21 protein-coding genes are annotated in these 21,411 nt (G+C 70.9%); 10 read left to right on the top strand and 11 right to left on the bottom strand.

Annotated elements, in window-relative coordinates:
- Positions 1-137 precede the first annotated feature (137 nt).
- Entirely contained in the window at positions 138-350 is a 213-nt protein-coding gene (locus tag OWM54_RS01605) for a hypothetical protein (RefSeq protein ID WP_074956834.1), read from the top strand.
- A gap of 66 nt (positions 351-416) precedes the next feature.
- Positions 417-806, top strand: a complete 390-nt coding sequence (locus tag OWM54_RS01600; protein ID WP_223784355.1) for a hypothetical protein — start codon at positions 417-419, stop codon at positions 804-806.
- Between the two features lie 43 nt (positions 807-849).
- Here OWM54_RS01600 and OWM54_RS01595 read toward each other — a convergent pair whose 3' ends face one another.
- Complete coding sequence (locus OWM54_RS01595) at positions 850-2,484, bottom strand: fumarate hydratase (protein ID WP_267696428.1); 1,635 nt, start codon at positions 2,482-2,484, stop codon at positions 850-852.
- A gap of 51 nt (positions 2,485-2,535) precedes the next feature.
- Positions 2,536-2,709, bottom strand: a complete 174-nt coding sequence (rd, locus tag OWM54_RS01590) for a rubredoxin (RefSeq protein WP_063789776.1) — start codon at positions 2,707-2,709, stop codon at positions 2,536-2,538.
- A 98-nt stretch (positions 2,710-2,807) separates the two neighbouring features.
- On the opposite strand from rd, the gene OWM54_RS01585 reads away from it, so the two are divergent.
- Positions 2,808-4,163, top strand: a complete 1,356-nt coding sequence (locus OWM54_RS01585; RefSeq protein ID WP_223784356.1) for an OmpA family protein — start codon at positions 2,808-2,810, stop codon at positions 4,161-4,163.
- 57 nt (positions 4,164-4,220) lie between these two features.
- Positions 4,221-4,988: a hypothetical protein gene (locus OWM54_RS01580; protein WP_267696427.1), complete on the top strand. Its 768-nt coding sequence runs from the start codon at positions 4,221-4,223 to the stop codon at positions 4,986-4,988.
- Positions 4,989-4,991: 3 nt separating this feature from the next.
- Here OWM54_RS01580 and OWM54_RS01575 read toward each other — a convergent pair whose 3' ends face one another.
- The 5 genes from OWM54_RS01575 to OWM54_RS01555 are packed head-to-tail and all read right to left on the bottom strand — an operon-like array spanning position 4,992 to position 11,352.
- On the bottom strand, positions 4,992-5,753 hold the full coding sequence (locus tag OWM54_RS01575) for a L,D-transpeptidase family protein (protein WP_267696426.1): 762 nt from the start codon (positions 5,751-5,753) through the stop codon (positions 4,992-4,994).
- A gap of 46 nt (positions 5,754-5,799) precedes the next feature.
- Entirely contained in the window at positions 5,800-6,816 is a 1,017-nt protein-coding gene (locus OWM54_RS01570; RefSeq protein ID WP_267696425.1) for a DUF2071 domain-containing protein, read from the bottom strand.
- The gene (locus tag OWM54_RS01565) at positions 6,813-7,427 is read right to left on the bottom strand and encodes a hypothetical protein (protein WP_223784359.1); all 615 of its coding nucleotides are present in this window, start codon (positions 7,425-7,427) and stop codon (positions 6,813-6,815) included. Before OWM54_RS01565 ends, OWM54_RS01570 begins: the two co-directional genes overlap by 4 nt.
- Positions 7,424-10,561 (bottom strand): serine/threonine-protein kinase, encoded by a 3,138-nt coding sequence (locus OWM54_RS01560; RefSeq protein WP_267696424.1) that lies wholly within the window; start codon positions 10,559-10,561, stop codon positions 7,424-7,426. The genes OWM54_RS01565 and OWM54_RS01560 overlap by 4 nt, the downstream gene beginning before the upstream one ends.
- 5 nt (positions 10,562-10,566) lie before the next feature.
- Entirely contained in the window at positions 10,567-11,352 is a 786-nt protein-coding gene (locus tag OWM54_RS01555; protein WP_267696423.1) for a sigma-70 family RNA polymerase sigma factor, read from the bottom strand.
- 442 nt (positions 11,353-11,794) lie between these two features.
- Between OWM54_RS01555 and OWM54_RS01550 the strand changes: the two genes are divergently transcribed.
- The 5 genes from OWM54_RS01550 (at position 11,795) to OWM54_RS01530 (ending at position 17,116) form a co-directional block, all read left to right on the top strand.
- The gene (locus OWM54_RS01550) at positions 11,795-12,901 is read left to right on the top strand and encodes a right-handed parallel beta-helix repeat-containing protein (protein ID WP_267696422.1); all 1,107 of its coding nucleotides are present in this window, start codon (positions 11,795-11,797) and stop codon (positions 12,899-12,901) included.
- 121 nt (positions 12,902-13,022) lie between these two features.
- Positions 13,023-13,682: a hypothetical protein gene (locus OWM54_RS01545; protein ID WP_223751107.1), complete on the top strand. Its 660-nt coding sequence runs from the start codon at positions 13,023-13,025 to the stop codon at positions 13,680-13,682.
- An 87-nt stretch (positions 13,683-13,769) separates the two neighbouring features.
- Entirely contained in the window at positions 13,770-15,242 is a 1,473-nt protein-coding gene (locus tag OWM54_RS01540) for an amino acid permease (RefSeq protein WP_223751108.1), read from the top strand.
- 93 nt (positions 15,243-15,335) lie between these two features.
- Positions 15,336-16,412, top strand: a complete 1,077-nt coding sequence (locus tag OWM54_RS01535) for an MBL fold metallo-hydrolase (protein WP_223751109.1) — start codon at positions 15,336-15,338, stop codon at positions 16,410-16,412.
- Between the two features lie 113 nt (positions 16,413-16,525).
- Complete coding sequence (locus OWM54_RS01530; RefSeq protein WP_223784459.1) at positions 16,526-17,116, top strand: hypothetical protein; 591 nt, start codon at positions 16,526-16,528, stop codon at positions 17,114-17,116.
- 13 nt (positions 17,117-17,129) lie between these two features.
- Here the strand turns inward: OWM54_RS01530 and OWM54_RS01525 are convergent, their stop codons facing one another.
- Positions 17,130-18,077, bottom strand: a complete 948-nt coding sequence (locus OWM54_RS01525; RefSeq protein ID WP_267696421.1) for a LysR substrate-binding domain-containing protein — start codon at positions 18,075-18,077, stop codon at positions 17,130-17,132.
- Positions 18,078-18,239: 162 nt separating this feature from the next.
- Here OWM54_RS01525 and OWM54_RS01520 point away from each other — a divergent pair, with 162 nt between their 5' ends.
- On the top strand, positions 18,240-18,821 hold the full coding sequence (locus OWM54_RS01520) for a TetR/AcrR family transcriptional regulator (RefSeq protein ID WP_267696420.1): 582 nt from the start codon (positions 18,240-18,242) through the stop codon (positions 18,819-18,821).
- Positions 18,822-18,827: 6 nt separating this feature from the next.
- On the opposite strand, the gene OWM54_RS01515 is transcribed toward OWM54_RS01520, so the two are convergent.
- The 3 genes from OWM54_RS01515 to OWM54_RS01505 form a co-directional block, all read right to left on the bottom strand.
- On the bottom strand, positions 18,828-19,481 hold the full coding sequence (locus OWM54_RS01515) for a hypothetical protein (RefSeq protein ID WP_223751112.1): 654 nt from the start codon (positions 19,479-19,481) through the stop codon (positions 18,828-18,830).
- Between the two features lie 523 nt (positions 19,482-20,004).
- The gene (locus tag OWM54_RS01510; protein ID WP_223751113.1) at positions 20,005-20,736 is read right to left on the bottom strand and encodes a hypothetical protein; all 732 of its coding nucleotides are present in this window, start codon (positions 20,734-20,736) and stop codon (positions 20,005-20,007) included.
- A gap of 75 nt (positions 20,737-20,811) precedes the next feature.
- Positions 20,812-21,396 (bottom strand): hypothetical protein, encoded by a 585-nt coding sequence (locus OWM54_RS01505; protein WP_223784362.1) that lies wholly within the window; start codon positions 21,394-21,396, stop codon positions 20,812-20,814.
- Between the last annotated feature and the right edge of the window lie 15 nt (positions 21,397-21,411).

The following is a 21,411-nucleotide window of genomic DNA, read 5'->3' as shown; positions in this document are numbered from 1 at the left end:
GCCCCATGGTCCGACCTGGACGGTGGGGCATGGACGTCTGGCTTCCCTGGCCCCTCCCCGGAGGGCCATGGGGGCCGGGTGGACAGGGGCTCGCGGATGTTTAGGCTGGGGGACTCCTGTCCCCGAGGTCTCGCTCCGTGAGCCCCATCCTGCTTCGGCTCGTCTGTGGTCTGTTGTTCTCCGCGCTGGTGTTGGGCGCCGTGGTGCGTCCCCCGGAGAACCTCACGCAAGGCCTGGGCATGTTGCTGCCCGCGAGCATGCTGCTGGGCGTGGCCCTCAAGGGCCCCCGGCGCAACCTCATCCCCAAGAAGAAGGCCGCGCCGGTGTCACCCTCGCTTCCGGACGTCTGAGGTTCGCCTCTCCCCGACGGCTTCATCCGCTAGGATCGTCCCGGAAGGACTCAGCGGAGGCACGACATGGGGCTTCGCGATGCGATTGAGCAGCAGTTGGCGCTCGTGGAGGAAGAGCCGCGCAACATCGTCCGACTCCAGCGTGCCGCTGAATTGCTTCAGCGGGCGGGAGATGCGCGGGAGGCCGCGGAGATGTTCTCCCGAATCGCGCGGGAGTACCTGCGCGACGGCTTCCATCTCAAGGCCGTGGCGCTGCTGAAGCAGGTGCTGACGCTGGAGCCGAGGGCCGCCTCATCTCGGGAGCTGCTCGCGGAGGCGTGTGCGCAGGGCGGCTCGACGCAAGAGGCCCATGCCGTCTACAGCGCCCTGCTGGAGGAGTATCGCTGGGCAGGGCGGGCGGAGGACATCGCGCGTGTCCTCCAGGCCATGGCGGCCGTGGGCGTCGTCGAGCGGTGACGGAGGCTCGCGGCGCGAGCCCTCCGTCGGTACATCGCGTCCGTCAGCCCTTCTTCGCCGTGGGCTTGTTGATGTTGGCGAAGAAGTCGTTGCCCTTGTCATCCACCACGATGAACGCCGGGAAGTCGACGACCTCGATCTTCCACACGGCCTCCATGCCCAGCTCCTCGTACTCGAGGACCTCCACCTTGGTGATGCAGTCCTTGGCCAGTCGCGCCGCGGGGCCGCCGATGGAGCCCAGGTAGAAGCCGCCGTGCTTCTTGCACGCCTCCGTGACGGCCTGCGAGCGGTTGCCCTTCGCCAGCATCACGAAGCTGCCACCCTCCGCCTGGAACTGGTCCACGTACGCGTCCATGCGACCCGCCGTCGTCGGACCGAACGAGCCGGACGCATAGCCCTCCGGCGTCTTCGCCGGACCCGCGTAGTACACCATCCGGTCCTTCAGGTACTGCGGCATGCCCTCGCCGCGGTCCAACCGCTCCTTGAGCTTCGCGTGCGCGATGTCGCGTGCCACCACCATCGGCCCCGACAACGACAGGCGCGTCTTGATGGGGTAGCGCGACAGCTCCGCGCGCAGCTCGCTCATCGGCCGGTTAAGGTCCAGCTTCACCACCTCGCCGCCCAGGTCCGACTCCGTCGTCTCCGGCAGGTACTTCGCCGGGTCCGCCTCCAGCTGCTCCAGGTAGACGCCGTCCCGGGTGATCTTCCCGAGGATCTGCCGGTCTGCCGAGCACGACACCGCGATGGCCACCGGGCACGACGCCCCGTGACGTGGCAGACGGATGACCCGCACGTCGTGGCAGAAGTACTTGCCGCCGAACTGCGCGCCGATGCCCATGCGCTGCGTCAGCTCCAGCACCTTCTGCTCCAGCTCCACGTCGCGGAAGCCCCGGCCCAGCGCGTTGCCCTCCGTGGGCAGCGTGTCCAGGTACCGCGCGGAGGCGTACTTCGCCGTCTTCAGCGCGAACTCCGCGGACGTGCCGCCCACCACGATGGCCAGGTGGTACGGCGGACACGCCGCCGTGCCCAGCGAGCGGATCTTCGCGTCCAGGAACGCCAGCAGGCTCTGCGGGTTCAGGACCGCCTTGGTCTCCTGGTACAGGTAGCTCTTGTTCGCCGAGCCGCCACCCTTGGCCATGAACAGGAACTTGTAGGCGTCACCCGCCGTCGCGTAGAGCTCGATCTGCGCGGGCAGGTTGTTGCCGGTGTTGACCTCCTTGTACATGTCCAGCGGCGCCATCTGCGAGTAGCGCAGGTTGGACGTGCGGTACGTGTCGAACACGCCCCGGGAGATGGCCTCCTCGTCGCGCCCGTCCGTGAGGACGTGCTGGCCCTTCTTGCCCATGACGATGGCGGTGCCCGTGTCCTGGCAGGACGGCAGCACGCCACCAGCGGCGATGTTCGCGTTCTTCAGGAGCTCCAGCGCCACGAAGCGATCATTCGAGGACGCCTCGGGGTCCTTCAGGATGTTCGAGAGCTGGCCCAGGTGCCCGGGACGCAGCAGGTGGGCGATGTCGCGCATCGCCTCGCGCGTCAACAGGGAGATGGCCTCCGGCGCCACCTGGATGAAGGAACGCCCGGCGGCCTCGATGGGCGTGACGTAGTCCTTCGTGAGCAGGCGGTAGGGCGTCTCGTCCTTGCCCAGCGGAAGCATTTCCTGGAACTGAAAGTCGGTCATCTCACGGCCTTTTCGAGGAGTCTCCGGCGCCGAGGAGTAGCCCCCCGTGGCTCAGTCGTCCAGGGGTTCGAAGGAGGACTTCGGAGACATGCAATCCGGGCACATCCAGTCGTCCGGGAGGTCTTCGAAGGCCGTCCCCGGGGGGATGCCGGTGTCGGGGTCGCCCAGAGCGGGGTCATAGATGTGCTCGCACGCGGTGCAGCGGTAGCGCCTGGCCTTGGACATGGAGTGAGGATAGCGCGGTCTGGGAGGGGAGGGGGCCTGACGGTCGTCTGGTGGTCAGCTTGCCCGGCTGACAACTCGCGGAGGGCCCAGGTTGTGCGATGCTGTGGACCCCCGTGGCTTCCTCTTCCGTCCAAGCACTGTGGCTCGGCATCCTGGCTCTCGCGAGCGCCACGGCGCGCGCGGCCGAGCCCTCCTCCGTCGAGCAGCGCGCCCGCGAAGACCTGGACCGTCAGCTCCAGGCGCTGGTCAAGACGCCTCCGCCCGAAATCGTCATCACCTACGAGGGCCTGCCCGGCGCCGGCGGCGCGCGGGCCTACAAGCTCCTCGAGGTGGACTTCATCCTCAATGGCCAGCCGCTGGCGGTCCCCGGGCTGGACGTCCTCAGCGGCCCCGGTGTCCACCGGCTCGCGGCGCTCAAGGTGGACGAGGGCTCGTACACGCTGGTGTCGCGCGTCACCTACACCAACAACGACACGTGGAACCTCTTCAGCGAGGAGAGCGGCTTCCTCTGGAAGATGACGGCGTCCGTCACGTTCCAGGCGCAGAAGGGGCTGCGCATGAAGGTGCGGGTGCTCCCCGGCATCAACCCCACCGCGCCGGACCCCCGCCTCAAGCTGAAGCTCAACCATGACGTGTCGGCGGAGATGACCGCGCAGCTCGCGGACGCCTCGCTGGTCGAGGACGCGGGCACGCCCGCCGTGGTGGCCCGGGCGCCGGTGACGCTGCCCCTGCCGCCTCCGCCGGTGACGCCGCCGCCCACGACCCAGCCGCTGGCGATGGCGCCGCCCCCCGTGGCGACGCCGGAGCTGGGGCCGGTGGCGCCGGGCAAGCTGCTGTTGAAGGTGCTGTCGGGCAAGAAGCCGGTGGAGGCCACGGCGTATGTCCGGGGCAAGGGCGCGCCGCAGCAGGTCATCCTCGAGAAGAGCGCGAAGAAGCCCGTGCCGGTGATGCTGCCTCCGGGCGAGTACACCGTGGACGTGCTCTCCAAGGGCTTCCTGGCCCAGACGCGTCAGGTGAAGGTGACCCGCGAGCGCGAGGCCACGGTGTCCTTCACGCTGACGAAGGCGCCGGCGAAGAAGACGGCGCAGGCCAGCGTGAAGAACGAGCGGGTGGAGCTGCCCAAGCCGCCGCGCTTCGCGGAGAAGCAGGCCGCGCCGCGCAAGGGGTCCACGGGTGACATCGCGCTGCTGGTGGACATGCTGGTGCGGGACGAGTCGCTGAAGCTGCGGCTGGAGGGGCACACGGACAACCGCGAGGCGCCCGCGACGGCCCGGCAGGCGCTCTCCGAGGCGCGTGCGAAGGCCCTGGCGGACGCGCTGGTGCGCGAGGGGCTGAATCCCACGCGCATCGAGACCGCGGGCCTGGGGGACACCCGTCCCAAGGCGCCCAACCTGATTCCTCGCGGCCGTGAGCTGAACCGCCGCGTGGACATCGTGCTGGTGCGCGGCAAGTAGCGCGGGCCGCGCCCGCGTCCCCGGATGGGCTAGTGTCTCCCTCGAAGGGGGGAGTCCATGCGTGCCATCTGCTTCACGGGAGTGCTGCTGCTAGGCGGTGCGGTCCTCGTCACGTCGTGCGCCGGAGCCGAGCCGGAGGAGACAGCGACGGTCTCCAGTCAGCGGCTCGAGGCGTACCGGGAGCCCGACTCGGAGGTGTACGTCGTCGAGGGTGACCTGGCCTTCGATGGCGCGTCGGCGCTCCGGGCGTACCTGGAGCCTTCGGAGGGGCCGGGCCTCGTGGTGGGCTGTCCCGAGGGTGTCATCGTCAAGTGGACGCCCTCCGAGGCGCGCGACCTGCGCTACTGCGTCAGCACGGCGTTCGGTGCGAGGCACGCGGTGGTGGTGAACGCGTTGAACCAGGCGGCGGCCGCGTGGGAGGCGGCGGCCAACGTGGACTTTCTCCACGCGTCCAGCTTCGACGGCGCGTGCACGGCCTCGCAGGCAGGGGTCATCTTCGATGTCCGTCCCGTCAACGGCGCGGCCTACTACGCGCGGGCGTTCTTCCCGAACGCGGCTCGCTCGGCGCGCAACGTCCTCATCGACACCACGGCCTTCGGCTCCATCGCGCCGTACACGCTGGCGGGCCTGCTGCGGCACGAGTTGGGACACGTGCTGGGCTTCCTGCACGAGCCGAGCGCCACGTGTCCGGGGCAGGCCAACACATGCCCGCTGACGGACCCTGACCCGGCCTCGGTGATGCACTATCCCGGGTGCGGACGCATCGCGGGCGATCTGGTGCTGAGCCGCTTGGATGCCCAGGCCGCGGGCTTCTTGTACCCGTAGGCGTCAGCGGCCCGCGGCGCGCGGCTTCGGGGCGGGCGCCACGCGGTACTCGCCCGTCTTCGTGTCGATGCTCGTGCGCGGCACCCGCCGGCTCTCCTCGAACCCGGTATACGCGGGCGCGAGGCTCCGCCAGAGGGCGAGGAGCTTCGCGTCCGTCCCCGCCTGGGCCTCCAGCGCCGTCATCCCCGCCGCGTCGAGCCTGCGCGGGAAGATGTGGATGATCGGGTCCCTCTTCGTGTGCGCGCGCGTGTCGAGGGCCATCAGGTACAGCTCCTCGATGGGGCCGTCCTCGATGGCGATGCACCCGATGCTCACGCAGTCCCCGTGCACGTAGATGTCGCCGCCGAGCGAGACACCGGGCGTCTTGTGGTGCTTGTCCGCCGCGTTCGGATAGCTGACCCGCATGGACAGGTGGTAGCTGCTCATCGGGTTGAAGAGGTCGATGGTGTAGAAGCCCTCGGGGACCTGCAGGTCTCCCAGCCTCCGCTTGGGGCCGAGCTCACCGGACGCGGCGCAGAAGGGATAGGTCCGCACCTTCACCAGGGGCCCGTCCTTCGGACCCGCCCAGACCTCCAGCTCGCGCTCGTGCTTGAAGGCCCGCACGTAGAGCTGCTCGGTGGGCCACGGGGTCTTCGCCGCGGCGAAGAGGGCGGTGACGTCCTTCATGCGGCCCTGGCGCGCCGTGGCGACGCGGTCCTTGGCCTGCGCGCCCAGCGCGAGGAGGATGCCCAGGAGGCTGACGATTCGGAAGAGGGAAGGGCTCATCGCGGCTTGGACACCTCGGGCCCCGCCATCGTTCCAGCGCTGTCCGTCATGGCGCGTGACGCTCCCGGCGCAGGGGCCGCCAGCGGTACGCGCACTCGGTGAGATGGAGCACCGAGTCCAGCCGCGCGCCCGGGGCGAGCGGACCGTCCTCGAAGTACTCACAGTACAGCTCCACGGGCGTGCAGAAGCGCGCGTTCCACGGGGCACGGTCGATGGTGAGCACGTAGACGAAGTCGCCGGAGACACCGAGCGCGTCGTAGCACTCGACCAGGGGCTCGTGCAGGTCCTCCAATCCCGTCCACACGCTGCCGACGGGAGGCTCGGTCCTGGGGCGCGTGTCGAACACCGCCACCAGTCGCCCCCCGGCGAAGCGCGCCTCCGGGTCCACCGCCAGGGTGAGCAGCTCGCCCTCGCGGGCCATCACCATCTGGGCCTCGCCGAACTCGTGGAAGCGGAACTCGTCCAGCGTGTTGCCCACCCGGCGCATCACCGGATCATTCGTCTCGCTGCGCACGAAGTAGCCGCCGCGCCGCCACTCGCCCCGCGCGTTGCGGTAGCGCACCGCGGCCCGGTAGCTCACCTGGTAGAAGCACACGCCGAGCAGCGGAGACACCCCCTGGGGGCGCATGTCGCGCAGCGAGGACATCAGCACCTGCACCCACGCCGTGCCTCGGTGCAGCTCGGGCACCAGGGGCGCCGGCAGGATGCGCGCGAGCCGCTCCGGGTCCACGGCGTAGTTGAGCGACACGGCCTCCACCCAGTGCGTCTGCACCTGCGTGAGCCAGGGCACCGACGGACACTCCTCCATGTCGGGAGAGCTGGGGCTCGGGTCCTGACTCGCCGCGAGCAGGCCCTCGGCATGTCTGAGCGCCTCGTGCCCGGAGGGCGTCGGTGTCCAGCGGCGTCGCTCCTGTCGCACCAGCCCGGCGCCCGAGAGGGCTCGCAGCGCGGAGCCTGGATCCTCCACTCCCGCGAGCCAGAGGCGTGCATGGAGCTCCTGCTCGTCCAGCCCCCAGGGCTCGGTCGCGAGGGCCACCAGCGCGGCGAGCGACTCCGGCTTCATACCAGCCGCGCCTCGGGGCGCTGCGACGCGAGCCTGCGCAGTCGGGCCCGGTGCAGCGCGAGCCCGCCTCCGCACTGCACCACGAGCCACAGTCCCGCCAGCAGGCCGTAGGCGTGGTCCGGCAGGCGGGTCATCACCAGCGCCATGGCCGCGAAGAAGGCGGCCACCGCGAACCAGACGCGGCCCATCAGCGCGCCCATCATCGAGAAGGCCGTGGCGAACAACACGCAGGACATGGCGGGCATGAACAGCCGGTCCAGACCGAGCAGCCAGTTGCAGAGCGCCACCAGCACCATGCCGCCCACGAAGGTGCTCCAGATGGCCCAGATCTGCCGCTCGATGAACGAGCGCGCGCCCGCCGTCTGCCCGCGCTTGAGCAGGAAGATGGTGACGATGTTGAAGCCGAGCACCAGCGCCCAGAGCACCACGTAGGCCTGGGGCGTGCGGTGGCCCCCGGTCCACAGCCACTGCGTGCCGGCGAAGCCCGCGGCGTTGGTGAAGCCATGGAGCATCCAGATGACGCCCCAGTTCTGGAGGGCCGAATCATCCCGTGCCTGGGAGACGACCCGGCGGATGAGCTCGAGGGCCTGGTTCGCTTCGTCGCGGTTCATCGTGGCGCGAAGTCTACGCGACCCGACGCGGCGCGCGGAGGGGGGGCTCCCGCGAGGAACGCCTCCACCTCTTCCAGCCGCGGGCTCCGGGGCTCGGAGGTGGGCGCCACGGCGTCGCGGGCCGAGAGCGCCAGGGCCCGGGCCCGCTCCGGTTCCACGCCTGCTTGCCGCAGCGCCCGGGCGAGGGCGAAGCGTGTCTCGGCGAGCGTGAAGGCGCTGGCCCCATCCTTCTCCCAGTCTTCCAGGGCCTGGTCGAGGAGGCCGCGGGCCTGCTCCGCGTCTCCCTTCGCCAGCAGCACCTGTCCCAGGATGGAGTGCGCCTCCGCCAGGTCCTCGGGCAGGGAGGACCCGGTGCGCTCTCGCAGCGTCACCGCCTCCCGGGCCACGCGCTCCGCGTCCACGAGTCGGCCCGAACCCAGCAGGGCCATCGCCAGCCGGCACAGCGGCGTGGCGCGCTCGTCGTGCACGCCCAGCTCGCCCAGGAGCGCGGCGGCCGCGCGGGCCTGGGTGGCGGCCTGCTCGAAGCGACGCACCTTCAGGAAGATCTCCGCCATGCGCGTCTGGAGGTCGGCGTGGCGTTGGCTGCGCCGTCCCTCGGCTTGGGCGGCGTCCAGCTCCGCGCGCATGGTCTCCACGCGCGCGAGTGCGTCATCCACCTTCCCGAGCCCCGCGAGGACCACCGCGAGGTTCCCCGCGACGAAGGCCCGGTCCGGGTGGCCCGGAGGTCGATGCTCGCGGGCGAGCGCCCAGGCGCGCTCCAATGCCTCACGCGCCGGCTCGTAGCGTCCCCGCGAGGCCTCCACCGCGCCGATGTTCCCATGCAGGCTCATGAGGTAGCTGGCCGGCTGTCCCGGGCCGTGGATGCGCTCGAAGAGGCGGATGCTCTCGTCGTACGTCGCGAGTCCCTCGTCGTAGCGGCGCAGCTTGATGAGCGTGCCCGCGAGGTTGTTGAGCGTCATCGCGACGAAGGGATGCTCGGCGCCCACGTGCCGCACCAGCAGCGTCCGGGTGCGCTGTTGCGTGGCCAGGGCCTCCTCGAGGCGTCCCACGCCGCGTTGCGCGGTCCCGAGCGCGAGCAAGGCATCGAGGAGGACATACGCGTCCTTGCCCTGCGTCCGCTCGCGGATGGCGATGCACCGCTCCAGCTGGACGATGGCCTCCGCGTGGCGGCCCTGTCGGGTGAGCACCAGCCCGTGGGCGAAGGTGAGGTTCGACTCGAGCTGCTCGTCGCCGCCGATGCGCTCCAGCTGGGCTTGCGCCAGGTCGCGCCACAGGTCGGCGTGCTCGGGGCGCTCGGCCAGCTCTCCCTCGACCTGGACCAGGAGCGTCATCTCCTCGATGACCCGGTCGTCGTCGCGGCCCGCCTGTGAGGCCAGCACCGCCTGGCGCAGGAGCCGCGCTGCCTCCTTCTCGTCCCGCTCCTGGAGCTTCACGCGGCCCTGGGCGAGCAGCGCCTCGCCGAGCAGCGGCTTGTAGCCCACCGCGCGCGCCGCGGCCTCCACCGTGGCGGCGAGCGCCTGGACCTCGCTCCAGCGCCCCGCGATGTCGCGCGCCTTCGCGTCCGCGAGCGTCTCATAGGCCGCGCGCACCTTCTCCACGTCGGGGCCCTTTGAGGGAGGCGGCACCGGCCGCGCGAGCGCCTCCGCGTCGTCGCAGCTCGAGACGTCACGCAGCCCCCGCGCCATCTGGGGCGCACCGGAGACCTCGTTCGCGTTGGCGGTGCGCAGGACGTCCACCAGGGCGCGCAGCTCACGCCTGGCGCGCTCCAGGCAGTTCATGCGCAGGTCCATCGCCGCCTCGGACTGTTCCTGGCGGACGTGCGTGTCCTCGCAGGCGTCGCGATGGGTCTCGGCCCACGCTCCGGCCTGCGCGTCCAGGGACTGACTCAAGGCCGCGTGCGCGCTCTCCGCCTCGGGAGCCTTCGTGGCGAGGAAGGCTTCGCGCAGGGCCGCCTTTCGAGACGCGTCCCAGATACCGACGAGCCGCGACGCGCTGTCCGTGCACGGCCGGGGCCCTCGCGTGACGAGGATGGCGGTGAGGACCGCGGCCAGGCCCACCAACGCCCCCGCGGCTCCCAGCCAGCGCGACGTCCTGGGGAAGGCCGCGCGCTCCAGCGCCACGAGGAGCGCGTCCATCGACGGGTAGCGCTCGGTGGGAGCAGGGCAGAGCCCGCGTTGCACCACGGCGAGCAGCGCGCGGGGGACCGAGGCGCGTGCGAGGGCCTCGCGTGCCTCCGGAGCACCGGGCTTCACACCGGACAGCCCCTCGAACAGCGCGACGCAGAAGCTGAACTGGTCCGAGCGCGCATCCACCCGTCCTCCCGCCAGCACCTCCGGCGCGATGTAGCCCGGAGTGCCGGCCGCGGCCGTGGAGGCGATGTGCGGCGCCGGTTCGATGTCCGTCGATGCGCGAGCGGGCAGTGACTCCATGGGCGCGGCGAGGCGCGCGAGCCCGAAGTCCGTCACCTTCGCGCGGCCGGCCCGGTCCACCAGGACGTTGTCGGGCTTGAAGTCGCGGTGGATGACACCGGCGGCGTGCGCGGCGGCGAGCCCGTGACCCGCCTGCAGATAGAGGCGGGTCACCCCTCGCCAGTCCGGACGCGCGCTGGCCAGGTGCTGGCGCAGCGTGCCGCCCTCGACCAGCTCCATCGCGATGAAGACCCGGTCGTCGACCCGACCCACGTCGTGCACGGCGACGACGGAGGGATGCTGGGTGCGCGCGGCGGCGCGGGCCTCGCTCAGCACCTGGTCCGTGGCCGCGACCAGCTTGAGCCCGACGCGTCGGTCGATGCTCGGGTCATAGGCCGCGTAGACGACACCCATGCCCCCGGCCCCGATTCGCTCCAGCACCACGTAGCGTCCCAGGAGCGTGCCCCTCTCCAGCGCGGACAAGGGCATCCGTCGTGACGACGGCGGTGCCTCGAGCAGCGTGGTGGGCGTCCGTGGCGCATCCGTTGGTGTGTCCGGCGTCGACGGCGCACGCGCGCGCAGGAAGCCCGCGAGCCGTGCCTGGCAATCGGGGCAGCGGTCCAGGTGGGTGTCCGCCCGGGCCCGCAGCTCCCGCGACGCCACTCCGTCCGCGAGGTCGAGGAGCTGGGGGTCATCCAGGCACGCGGTGTCGGAAGCTGGAGGCATGTCGCTCATCCTTCGGCGAGCAGCGAGGACAGGCTCACCGCGAGGCTCGCGTCCATCACCCGCAGGAGGCTGTCGAGCTGCGCCGTGTCCAGCGTCAGCCGCCGGCAGAGCCCTTCGCGAGTGCCTGCGAGCAGCGCCTGCCGCGCCCGCGCCAGCCACCGCGAGACGGTGGAGGCGTGCACCTGATGCAGCGTCCCGAGCGACTCCACGCCCAGGCCCTGCACCAGGCTCAGCCGCAGCAGGTTCCTGTCGCGAGGCGACAACAAGGCGAGGGCCTCCGCGAACGCGGCGCGGAAGGCGGGCCGGTAGCGCTGCTGGATGAGCGCGAGCTCGGGGTCCGCGCCATGCAGGTCGGAGACGAGGAGCGCATCGTCCAGGGAGGTGGCGCGGACAGGCGCGCGCTTGAGGGACAGGGCCATGCCCACGGCGATGGCCTCCACCCAGCGGCGCAGCGCGCCTCGCCCCTCGTACTCGGCCAGTCGAGGCCCCTGCCGCGTGCTGCCCACGAGCAGCCGCATCCGCGTGAGCTGGAGCACCTCGTCCGCGAACGCCTCGGCGCGGTCCACGCGGCGGATGGCGCGGGTGACGGGCTGGAGGATGGCGCGCTGGAGGGACTCGAGCGCGGGACGCTCTCCCTCCAGACAGGCGCGAGCGAGGTAGAGGTCCTCGACCCTCAACGCGTCCAGCCCTTCGGCCAGTGTGAGGCGGGGAGGGATGCGCTCGCCGAGGTGCCTCGCGAAGACGTCGCCGGACAATGCAATCTCCGGCCACGCCTCTCGGCAGCGGACCATGGCTTCCCCCAATCGCCGGGCCAGGGCGTGTGACTCGTCTGGCCCACACGGACGCAAGGCGCCCGCGAGAAACGACAGCACGAGCTCCATCGTGGCCGGGAGTCTAGCGAAGCTGTTCGCGCGCGCGAAGAGGGCCCCTCCCGTCCACCCGGACCTCCCACCGACTCGCCGCGTCGGCTCGGGAATCCCGACCGCGGGGCGGGGAAGTGCTCGCGGGAATGAGCGCGCGGCGTACCGGTGTGCAGGATGGACGGCGAGCGCAGCGGGCTCGCATCGGACCGACATGCGATGGTGGGGGCTTCCCGCCCGTGTTACCTGCCCGCACCTCATGAAGACTCCGTCGCGACCGCTGTCGATGGCTCATTGGGTGCTCGTATGCCTGACATTGTCCGTGCCCGCTCGCTCCGAGGCCTCCTCGCCACCGCGCCCTCACGCGCGTGGCGTGGCCAAGGGCCCGAAGGCGGGCACCGTCATCACGGGGACGCTCTCCGGGACGCTGACGGAGGCGGGCTCGCCCTATCAGGTCATCGGCGATGCGCAGGGCGTCGTCAAGATTCCGAAGGGCCAGGTCCTCACGGTCCAGCCGGGCGTCGTCATCGACTTCAAGGGCCGCCCCGAGGTGACCCAGGCCGACGTGAACAGCTCCATCGACGACGTGATGAACTACCACAAGGGGCGCGTGGAGCTGCGCGTCTACGGCGGCATCCAGGTGCGCGGCACCGCGCAGAAGAAGGTCACCTTCACCTCCACCAACCCGTATGGCTGGTGGGGCATGAACTTCTACGGCCCCGGCTCCGTGGGCAACGGGCACCCCGTGTTCGAGCACATGGTCTTCGAGCGGGTGCGCAAGAACGACTACAACGGCGAGCGGGATTGGACGCGCGCCGCGCTGTGGGCCTACTACCCGGGGCCGGTGACCATCCTGAACTCCCTGTTCCGGGACAACGAGTCCGCGGCCATGTGCGGCGCGCTGGACCTCATGTTCACCAACGGCTCGCGCGTGGAGAACACCGTGTTCGAGAACAACCGCACGTTCGACATCGACCGCTTCGCGCAGCCGGGCACGTCGTCCATGGCGGGCGGCGGCGCGATGTGCGTCACCCACGGTCAGAACTCCGTGGTCCGCGGCAACACGTTCCGCGGCAATACCCTGGTGGCCTTCCGGGGCAGCCAGTGGAGCACCCTCGTCGTGCGCCCGTTCCTGACCTGGCCCAATCCGCAGGGCACCTATGACCTGGGAGGCGGCGGCGCGTTGCACTACTTCCAGCCGAACAACGACCTCCTCGAGGACAACCTCTTCGAGCGCAACACCGTGACGCGAGGGCCTGGCGCGGCCATCTACCTGGAGGACCTGGGCACGCGCGCCGTCACGCTCCGCCGCAACCGCTTCCTCTACAACCAGGCGGGGATGGGGGGCGTGGTGGTCTGCAACCGGGGGAGCGGCGCGGTGGAGCTGGTGCTGGCGTCGGACAACGTCTTCACCGGCAACACGGTGAACGGCGCTCCGGCCCCCACCGTGACGGGGGACTGCACCGTCGGCTCCCAGTAGTCGGCGTGAATCCCACCTCGGCGCCAAGGGGGAGCGGGGTGGCCTCGAATAAATCGGGGCCAGGGGCGTCGGAAAGCCCAGAACACGCAAGCGAGCTTCGTGCTCCCGAGGACCCCTCCCCATGAACGCCTTCTCTTCCGCCCTGCTCGCTGGACTCCTCTTCGCCGGCAGCGCCCAGGCGCAGTTCCGTGCGAATCCGTCCGAGCGCGGCCAGAACCACCACGAGCAGCACGAGAACCGGCGCGAGCTCAAGGATGACCGCCTGGATGTGGCGGAGCTGAAGTCGGTGCTCGGCCGCTTCGACCGGGCCTGGAGCCGCAACGACGAACGTGAGATGCGCGCCGTGGAGCTCCGCCTCCGTCAGCTGATGCGCATGGAGCTGCAGGAGAGCCGCGTCGAGCTGGCGTCGGCGAGCTCGGAGGCGAAGCGCAGTCAGCGCGAGGCCCGCGCGGAGGCCTGGGAGGTCCGGGACGATGCGGCCTGGGGCCGCCGCTCCGATGGGCGCCGCGACCTCCGGGATGACCGGCGCGATGCCCGCGACGACAAGCGGGACGTGAAGGCGGAGCTGGCCACCCTGCGCTCGCGGCAGGCCATCGCGAAGGACCTGGCGGAGCTGGAGGGGCGTCGGAGCGGCGGGGCCCTGCACCGCAAGCGCGACCTCATCCAGGAGCTCATCCGCCTGGGTGAGCGAGAGATTCGCGAGGGCTACCAGGAGGTGCGCGAGGACAAGGCGGAGCGTCGCGAGGACCGCCGTGAGCGCCGCGAGGACCGTCGCTGGTAGGCGATTCGCTCGCCGGGTGACAGTTGCGCGGCGCCCTCCGACCTCCGCGCTTCCCGAAGGCTCGTGAGTCGGCGTTGACTGCCGGCCGTGGGAATCTGGTCGAAGAAGAGCCTGGCGAGGCTCCAGGGTGAAGACGGCGAGGGACAGCAGCTGCACCGCACCCTCAATGGGTTCCAGCTCACGTTGCTGGGCATCGGCGCCATCATCGGCGCCGGCATCTTCGTGGTGACGGGGACGGCGGCGGCGCAGCACTCGGGCCCTGCCATCGTCCTGTCCTTCGTGCTGGCGGGCTTCGGCTGTCTGCTCGCCGGGCTGTGCTACGCGGAGTTCGCCTCGATGATTCCCGTCGCGGGCAGCGCGTACACGTACGGCTACGCGACGCTGGGCGAGCTGGTGGCGTGGATCATCGGCTGGGACTTGATGCTGGAGTACCTCTTCGCGTCGTCGGCGGTGGCGGTGGGGTGGTCCGGTTACTTCACCGCCTTCCTTCGCGACTACGTGGGCTGGGAGCTGCCCGCGGCCCTGGCCAACGCGCCCTTCGGGACGACGCCCGGCTCGCTCGTGCCGCACGCCACCGGGGCGCTCATCAACCTGCCGGCGGTGGTGCTGGTGGGGGTGCTCACCGCGCTGCTCGTCGTGGGCATCCACGAGTCCGCGCGCGTCAACAACATCATCGTCTTCGTGAAGGTGGCCATCGTCCTGCTGGTCATCGTCTTCGGCGCCTTCCACGTCGAGCGCGAGCACTGGACGCCCTTCATCCCGCCCAACCAGGGGGAGTTCGGTCAGTTCGGCTGGAGCGGGGTGCTGGCGGGCGCGGGCGTCATCTTCTTCGCGTACATCGGCTTCGACGCGGTCTCCACCGCCGCGCAGGAGACGAAGAACCCGAAGAGGGATTTGCCGAGGGGCATCCTCGGCTCGCTGGTGGTGTGCACCGTGCTCTACGTCCTGATGGCGGGGGTGATGACGGGCCTGGCGCCGTACCACGAGCTGGATGTCGCCGAGCCCGTCTACGTGGCCATCTCCAAGGGCGGCCCCGCGCTGGCGTGGCTTCGCCCCATCGTCGGCCTGGGCGCCATCGCGGGCCTCGCGTCGGTGGTGCTGGTGATGTTGATGGGCCAGCCCCGCGTCTTCTACGCCATGGCGCGCGACGGCCTGCTGCCGGACTTCTTCGGCCGCATCCATCCGCGCTTCCGCACGCCCTACGTCTCCACGCTCATCACCGGCGTGGTGGCCATGGTGGTCGCGGGGCTGTTCCCCATCGGCCTGTTGGGGCACCTGGTGTCCATCGGCACGCTGTTCGCGTTCATGGTGGTCTGCGCCGGCATCCTGGTGCTGCGCTACACGCAGCCGGACCTGCCCCGGCCGTTCCGCACGCCGTTCGTCCCCGCGGTCCCCATCCTGGGCATCCTCACCTGCGGCGCGCTGATGCTGGGGTTGGGACTGGAGACGTGGCTGCGGCTGGTGCTCTGGCTGGGCCTGGGCCTGGTCATCTACTTCGGCTACGGGCGGCGCCACTCACGCGTGGCCCGGGAGGAGGCGTCTCACACCCCTCCGCCCTGAGCCACCCGGCGGGCGGGGAGGCGAGCGTTGGCGTGGATGTCCGGGCTGCTGGCGAGGTGGCCAGAGTCAGGGGCGCCCGTTAGAAGAGGCCGCATGGGTTCTTCCAGACGGGATTGTGGGCCTTCGGGCCCGAGGCTCGAGAAGATGCGCGCCTCGCGGCGGTACGAGGATGGCCGGTTTCGCAACACCGCCCCCGTGGGGCCCGGCCTCCAGGGCAATCCGCTCCCGCTGCTGGGTGAGTACTTCTTCGGCGGCACCCAGCGCACGCCGCCCGGCGTCCTCCCGCTGGAGAGCCCGCTCGAGGCGTGGACCCGGCGGCCCGACTCCGGCCTGCGGGTGACGTGGCTGGGGCACAGCACGATGTTGCTGGAGCTGGACGGCGCGCGCATCCTCACGGACCCCGTCTTCGGCGAGCGCGCCTCGCCCATGTCCTTCGCGGGCCCTCGCCGCTTCCACCCGGTGCCGGTGTCACTGGAGACACTCCCCGCGCTGGATGCGGTGCTGGTGTCGCATGACCACTACGACCACCTGTGCCGCGCCACCATCACCGCGCTGGCGAAGCGGCGCGTCCCGTTCATCACCGCGCTGGGCGTGGGGATGCACCTGGAGGCCTACGGCGTGGCGCCGGAGCTCATCACCGAGCTGGACTGGTGGGAGAAGCACCCGGTGGGGCCGGTGACCTTCACGGCCACGCCCTCGCAGCACTTCTCGGGACGGGGGCTGGCGGACCGGAACCGGACGCTGTGGGCTTCGTGGGTGTTGGAGGGGGAGCGTCATCGGCTCTTCTTCAGCGGCGACACGGGGCTGACGGAGGAGTTCCGCGAGGTGGGCCGGCTGCATGGCCCGTTCGACCTGGTGATGCTGGAGGTCGGCGCGTTCCATCCGAGCTGGGGTGGCATCCACCTGGGGCCGGAGAACGCGCTCAAGGTCCACGACATGCTGGGCGGTGGACGGCTGATGCCGGTGCACTGGGGCACCTTCAACCTGGCGCTGCACGCGTGGGACGAGCCCGCGGAGACGCTCGTCCGGCTGGCCTCGGAGCAGCAGGTGCGCTTGTTCACGCCCCGGTTGGGGGCCGCGAGCGAGCCCACGCGCGTCGAGACGGTGACGCCCTGGTGGCGCGAGGTTTCTTCCCCGGCGCTGGCCCCGCGTCCCGTGCTGGGCGGGTAGGCGGCCGTGCTGGCGGGTGATAGCCCCCGGCTATCACCTTCATCCAAACGATGTCTTGGAACGGGGCATGCGCGATGGGCATCTTTCCATGCAAGGTGGAAGGAGCCTTGACGATGCCTCTCATCGCGCTGGCGGGTGTTGGTTCAGGTGCGCTGCACGCGCTGGCGGGACCGGACCATCTGCTGAGCCTCGCGCCGCTGTCCGTCGGACGGCGCCAGGGGGCCTGGCGGGTGGGGTTGCTGTGGGGGCTCGGCCATGGGCTCGGCACCCTGGTCGCGGCGGGGCTGCTGATGGTCGTCCTGTCCGCGGTGCATCTGGAGTCCGTCGACCGGTGGGCGGAGCGCATCGCGGGGCTGGCGCTTCTGGGCATGGGCGTGTGGGGGCTCAAGCGGCGCGTGGGGACGGGCGATGAGGCGCGGCAGTCGCGGGGCATCGCCGCGGTGGGGCTGGTCCACGGCCTGACGGGCGCGTCGGCGCTGCTGCTGCTCCTGCCCGTCGCGGTGGCGGGGACGGGGGTGGAGCAGGCCCTCTTCCTGGGAGGCTTCTCGGTGGGAAGCACCCTGGCCATGTCCGCGCTCACCGCGGGAATCGCCGCCTTCTCGCGCGCGAAGCGGGTGTCCGCGAAGGTGGCCACCCATGTGCCCCGCGTGGCCTCCACGCTCTCCATCGTCCTGGGTGGCGCGTGGATGGCGGGGAGCTTCTGACGCCAACGCGGCTTCAGCGGCCTCGCGCCGGGCCTCGGGGACGGGCGGGTGGTGTGTCGGGGTAGTGCTCGCGGAGCACGGCGGACAGCTGGCGAAGCGCGCTCGCGAGCGGGGTGCTGCGCCGCCAGACGAGCGCGAGCGTGCGATGGGGCGTGGGGGCGGCGATGGGGCGGATGTCCAGGTCCGCGCGTCGGCTCTCCGTCGGCAGGGCCAGCGCGGGCAGCAGGGTGACCCCCGCGCCGCCCGCCACCATCTGCGCGAGCGTCGACAGGCTGGTGGCGCGGAACTCCTGCTCGTGGGTCCTGGCGCGGGTGCAGAACGAGAGGGCCTGGGCGCGCAGGCAGTGGCCCTCGTCCAGGAGGAGCACCTTCGCGTCGCGCAGCTCCGAGGGGGGCACCGGCGTGTCCCTCGCGCCGAGCGGATGGCCCTTGGGCGTGACGAGGAAGAACGCGTCCCGGGCGATGATGTCCCGCTCCACGTCGCCGACGTCCGCCTCCAGCGCGAGCAGCGCCGCGTCCAGCGTGCCCGCCTCCAGCTCGCGCGTCAGGACCTCCGTCTTGTCCTCCACCCACGCCACCGTCAGGCGCGCGAAGCGGCGGCGCAGCGCGGGCGTGAGCGAGGGGAGCAGGTAGGGCGAGACGGTGGGGATGATGCCGATGCGCAGCGTGCCGTCGAGCGGGTTGCCCACGCGCCGGGCCTCCTCCTGGAGGTCGTCCGCCTCCAGGAGCAGCCGGCGGGCGCGCTCCACCAGGCGCTGGCCCGCGGCGGTGGGCAGCACGCGCTTCTTGTCCCGCTCGAAGAGGCGGACCCCGAGCGCCTCCTCGAGCTGCGCGAGCTGCGCGCTCAGCGAGGGCTGGGAGACGTGGCAGAGCGCGGCGGCCTTGCGGAAGCTCAGGCTGTCCGCGACGGCGACGGCGTACTGGAGTTGCCGTAGGGTGAAGGGGTGGGGCTGGAGGCGCACGGGCCCTTTGTACCGCGTCCGGGCTCACGACCTCGGCGAGCGTTCGCCCCGGTGCCCGCGCTTCCCCGGCCGGGGACGGAGGAGTTGGAGGGTTGCTCCAGATGACCCGGGGGAGGGCCGGACATAGGGTAGGGGCGCATGGGGCCAGCACGACGGGATGGGGTGAAGCGACGCGACGAGCTGCTGGACGCGGCGTTGCAGTGCTTCACGGAGCGGGGTGTCCTCGGCACGGGCATCGAGGAGATTCGCAAGGCCGCGGGGGCGAGCCCCTCCAGCGTCTACCACCTGTTCGACGGGCTGCCGGACCTGACGCTGGCGCTGCTCCTGCGCACCTTCGAGCGGCTCTTCTCGCATCAGACGGAGCGCGTGCTGGCCACGTCCACGGCGGAGGAGGCGGTGCTCGCGCTGGTAGATGGGCACCTGGAGTGGGTCCTGGCCCATCCGGACGAGGGGCGTTTCATGTACCAGGCCATGGCGATGGAGCTGAGCGCGGGCGCCGCGGAGGTGCTGCTGGCTCGCAAGATGGAGCTGCTCGGGCCCATCATCCAGCACACGGCGCGCTTCATCGCCGAGGACGGGGTGCCCGTGTGGACGCCGCTGCAGCTGGACGTCGTGTTGCTCGGCCCCAGTCACGAGGCGTGTCGGCGCTACCTGGCGGGCGCGGCGCTGGACCCGGCGTGGATTCGCTCCCGGCTCCCGAGGCTCGCGTGGCGGAGCATCCAGGCCGAGCTCCCGCGCTCCTGACCCGCCTCAGCCGCCGCGCAGCACCGCGCGCAGCCACGCGAAGTAGGCGCCCACGCTCGGGCTCACCTGGGCCTGCGTCCATCGCAGCTTGCGCACCTGGCGCGGGCCCTTCGCCTCGGCCTCGAGCGGCGAGAGCATCTCCAGCGCCTGGTCCCGCTGCTTCTGGCGCGCGAGCTGGAGCGCCAGGTCCAGCTTCACCTCGAACAGCGACGCATCCAGCGCCAGCGTCTCGCGCAGGAGCGCGATGGCGCTGCCTTGCTCCGAGGCCCGGGAGAACTGGAGCCGTCCGCGCAGCAGCGACTTCACCGCCTCCGCGCGATGTCCCTTCTCCACGTGCAGCCGCGCCACCTCGCGCCACAGGTCCAGCTCGCGAGGGAACAGCTCCGTCGCCTGCGCGTACACCGCGAGCGCCTTGTCGGCGAAGCCCTTGTCCAGGTGCGCCTGGGCCGCCGCGCGGAAGCTCTCCAGCGCGGCCTCCGACTGCTTCGTCTTCGCCAGCAGCGGCGCGAGCTTGCCCAGCACCACCGCGTCCTTGGGCTCCAGCTCCAGCGCCTTGCGATAGCCGGAGATGGCCTTGTTCAGCCGACCCTTGGAGCGCGCGAGGTCCGCGTCGGTGACGAGCTGGGAACGGGAGGGGGGCGTCTTGCTTCCGAACAGCATCGACTCCGCATTGAAGTCGGCCCGCGAGTCAGGGGCAACCCCACGCGCCCTGGCGCGCCGCGCCGTGCACGCTCAGCGACGGATGCGTGACAGCTGGAATGGAAGATTCCCAAAAGAAGTGGGCCCGATCAGGGTGTCCTCCTGACCGGGCCCGGGGTGCTGCCATATTGGAGTCCGCACGTTTAAGTCTTCGCCTCAGGGTGAGGCCTCGTGTCCTGCGATTGAACGACCGCCGCGCGAGGGGGGAACAAGCGGCGGGCTGGAATTGAACCAGCATCTCGAGGAGAAGGGCGAAGACGGTTGATCGGACCCACGACAGCGAATGTTGAGTCTGGAGTGAGAGTCTGAAACTGGGGTGCTTCGCGGGCCCGGTCTATGTCGCTCGCCTCTACCATTTGGGCTACCCCGCCACAGGGTTGGCGGGGGCAGGGTTCGAACCTGCACTGGAAGACGACCCGGGAACGCTCGGCGTCAACTTGCTGCTGAGCTTGAGTTTGTACTCCGTAGGACTGCGTGCGCGAGCCTAGCTGAAGAGGTAGCCGAGGAGAACATCCCCGGCCTTCATCTCCTCCGCCGCGACGGCGTTGGCCTCCTCGCGCGCGAACTTGACCGCTTGCTGGAGCTTCTCCACGCGCTCCAACAGCTCATTGACCCGGACGGCCGGCAGGGCGCCCGAGTACTTCACCGTCTTCCAGTAACCGACGACGATGTCCTCGTAATAGACCTCCACCTGGGCGGGGTGCTTCTCGGTGGCCTCGGCCTTCACGTGGTTGCGGGGGACCTTCTTCGTCTTCGCCGTCTGCACGGGCTCGGTGGCCCACAGGCCCTGCGCCGGGTCTGGGATCCAGGACTCCGACGGGTCCAGCGTGGGCAGCTTCTTCACGAAGGTGTGCAGGTCCACCAGCTGCTTCTCGAGGAAGAGCAGGTACGTCGCGGGCACGCCCTTGAGCAGGACGCGGCCGTCCACGCTCACGTCGGCCTTGGCGCGACAGTTGGTGAGGTCCTTGGTGGCGGTGACGTCGAAGAGGCGGGTGAGGATCTCCTTCGTCTTCTTCAGCACGTCGTCGGTGCGCACCTGCACGCGCGTGGACTCGGGGGGGAAGCGCTCACCCTCTTCGTCCCGGGGCTGATAGGTGCGGGAGATGCCGTTGAGCAGCTGCGGCTTCTGCAGGTCGTGGTGCGCCTGGGTCAGCTCCTGCTGGGAGCGGTTCTTGACGCCCTTCTCGACGGCGATGATCTGATTGAGCTTGGTCACGATGTCATTCTCTTGAATTTGAGTTGCGGCGCTCGACGCTTCGTCCCGAGCGGACCTGACGGCGGTGACGGCTTCTCAGTTCGGCCGGCCGTAGCCGAGGAGCGCGTCGTCCTCGAACTCGGCGACCCAGCCCACGGGCAGCGCGAGCGCGGACAGCAGGGCGGGGCGGCGATGGAGCAGGGCGTAGAGGGGGAGGGACTCGGGCTCCTGCCCGGTGGCGGCGCCAGGAGGGATGATGAGCCAGCCGGAGTCGGTGGCCTCGGGGGCGCGGATGCGCGCGACGGCGAGCCGCGAGCTGGTCTCCCAGCCGGGCAGGGCGTCGACCCGGTCGCCATAGCGAGGGAAGAGGGGATCGCAGCCCACCGCCTGGGTGGTCTCGAGCATGCGGCCCTGGACCCGCAGCGTCACGGTGATGTCGTCTCGCCAGTCCGTCATCGGGTTGCCGGCGAAGTCGGGCTCGGTCACCACGAGCGAGGTGCCCCGTGGGTCGAGTCGCAGGCTGGACCAGCCGAAGCGCAGCGTGCGGCCGGGGAGCAGCCCACCTGGGGGGAGGCGGGTGAGCACACCGAGCACCCACTCGGCCTGCTCCTCCGCGTCGTCCTCGCAGTGCAGCACGACGTGGACGCCGTGGAGGTGTCGTTCCAATCGAAGGGGGGCCATGTGCTCATGCTCCTT

It is taken from the genome of Myxococcus sp. MISCRS1, from assembly GCF_026626605.1.
Lineage (GTDB): Bacteria > Myxococcota > Myxococcia > Myxococcales > Myxococcaceae > Myxococcus > Myxococcus fulvus.
Note: the sequence above shows the minus strand (reverse complement) of the source record. Positions and strands in the feature narration are given on the sequence as shown.

Excerpts from the sequence above, each read along its gene's own strand:
- OWM54_RS01505 (WP_223784362.1), bottom strand. The coding sequence starts at position 21,396 with ATGGCCCCCCTTCGATTGGAACGACACCTCCACGGCGTCCACGTCGTG.
- OWM54_RS01530 (WP_223784459.1), top strand. The coding sequence starts at position 16,526 with ATGCCTCTCATCGCGCTGGCGGGTGTTGGTTCAGGTGCGCTGCACGCG.
- OWM54_RS01585 (WP_223784356.1), top strand. The coding sequence starts at position 2,808 with ATGCTGTGGACCCCCGTGGCTTCCTCTTCCGTCCAAGCACTGTGGCTC.
- OWM54_RS01560 (WP_267696424.1), bottom strand. The coding sequence starts at position 10,561 with ATGCCTCCAGCTTCCGACACCGCGTGCCTGGATGACCCCCAGCTCCTC.
- OWM54_RS01575 (WP_267696426.1), bottom strand. The coding sequence starts at position 5,753 with ATGAGCCCTTCCCTCTTCCGAATCGTCAGCCTCCTGGGCATCCTCCTC.
- OWM54_RS01600 (WP_223784355.1), top strand. The coding sequence starts at position 417 with ATGGGGCTTCGCGATGCGATTGAGCAGCAGTTGGCGCTCGTGGAGGAA.
- OWM54_RS01515 (WP_223751112.1), bottom strand. The coding sequence starts at position 19,481 with ATGCTGTTCGGAAGCAAGACGCCCCCCTCCCGTTCCCAGCTCGTCACC.
- OWM54_RS01580 (WP_267696427.1), top strand. The coding sequence starts at position 4,221 with ATGCGTGCCATCTGCTTCACGGGAGTGCTGCTGCTAGGCGGTGCGGTC.
- OWM54_RS01565 (WP_223784359.1), bottom strand. The coding sequence starts at position 7,427 with ATGAACCGCGACGAAGCGAACCAGGCCCTCGAGCTCATCCGCCGGGTC.
- OWM54_RS01555 (WP_267696423.1), bottom strand. The coding sequence starts at position 11,352 with ATGGTCCGCTGCCGAGAGGCGTGGCCGGAGATTGCATTGTCCGGCGAC.
- rd (WP_063789776.1), bottom strand. The coding sequence starts at position 2,709 with ATGTCCAAGGCCAGGCGCTACCGCTGCACCGCGTGCGAGCACATCTAT.
- OWM54_RS01535 (WP_223751109.1), top strand. The coding sequence starts at position 15,336 with ATGGGTTCTTCCAGACGGGATTGTGGGCCTTCGGGCCCGAGGCTCGAG.
- OWM54_RS01545 (WP_223751107.1), top strand. The coding sequence starts at position 13,023 with ATGAACGCCTTCTCTTCCGCCCTGCTCGCTGGACTCCTCTTCGCCGGC.
- OWM54_RS01570 (WP_267696425.1), bottom strand. The coding sequence starts at position 6,816 with ATGAAGCCGGAGTCGCTCGCCGCGCTGGTGGCCCTCGCGACCGAGCCC.
- OWM54_RS01595 (WP_267696428.1), bottom strand. The coding sequence starts at position 2,484 with ATGACCGACTTTCAGTTCCAGGAAATGCTTCCGCTGGGCAAGGACGAG.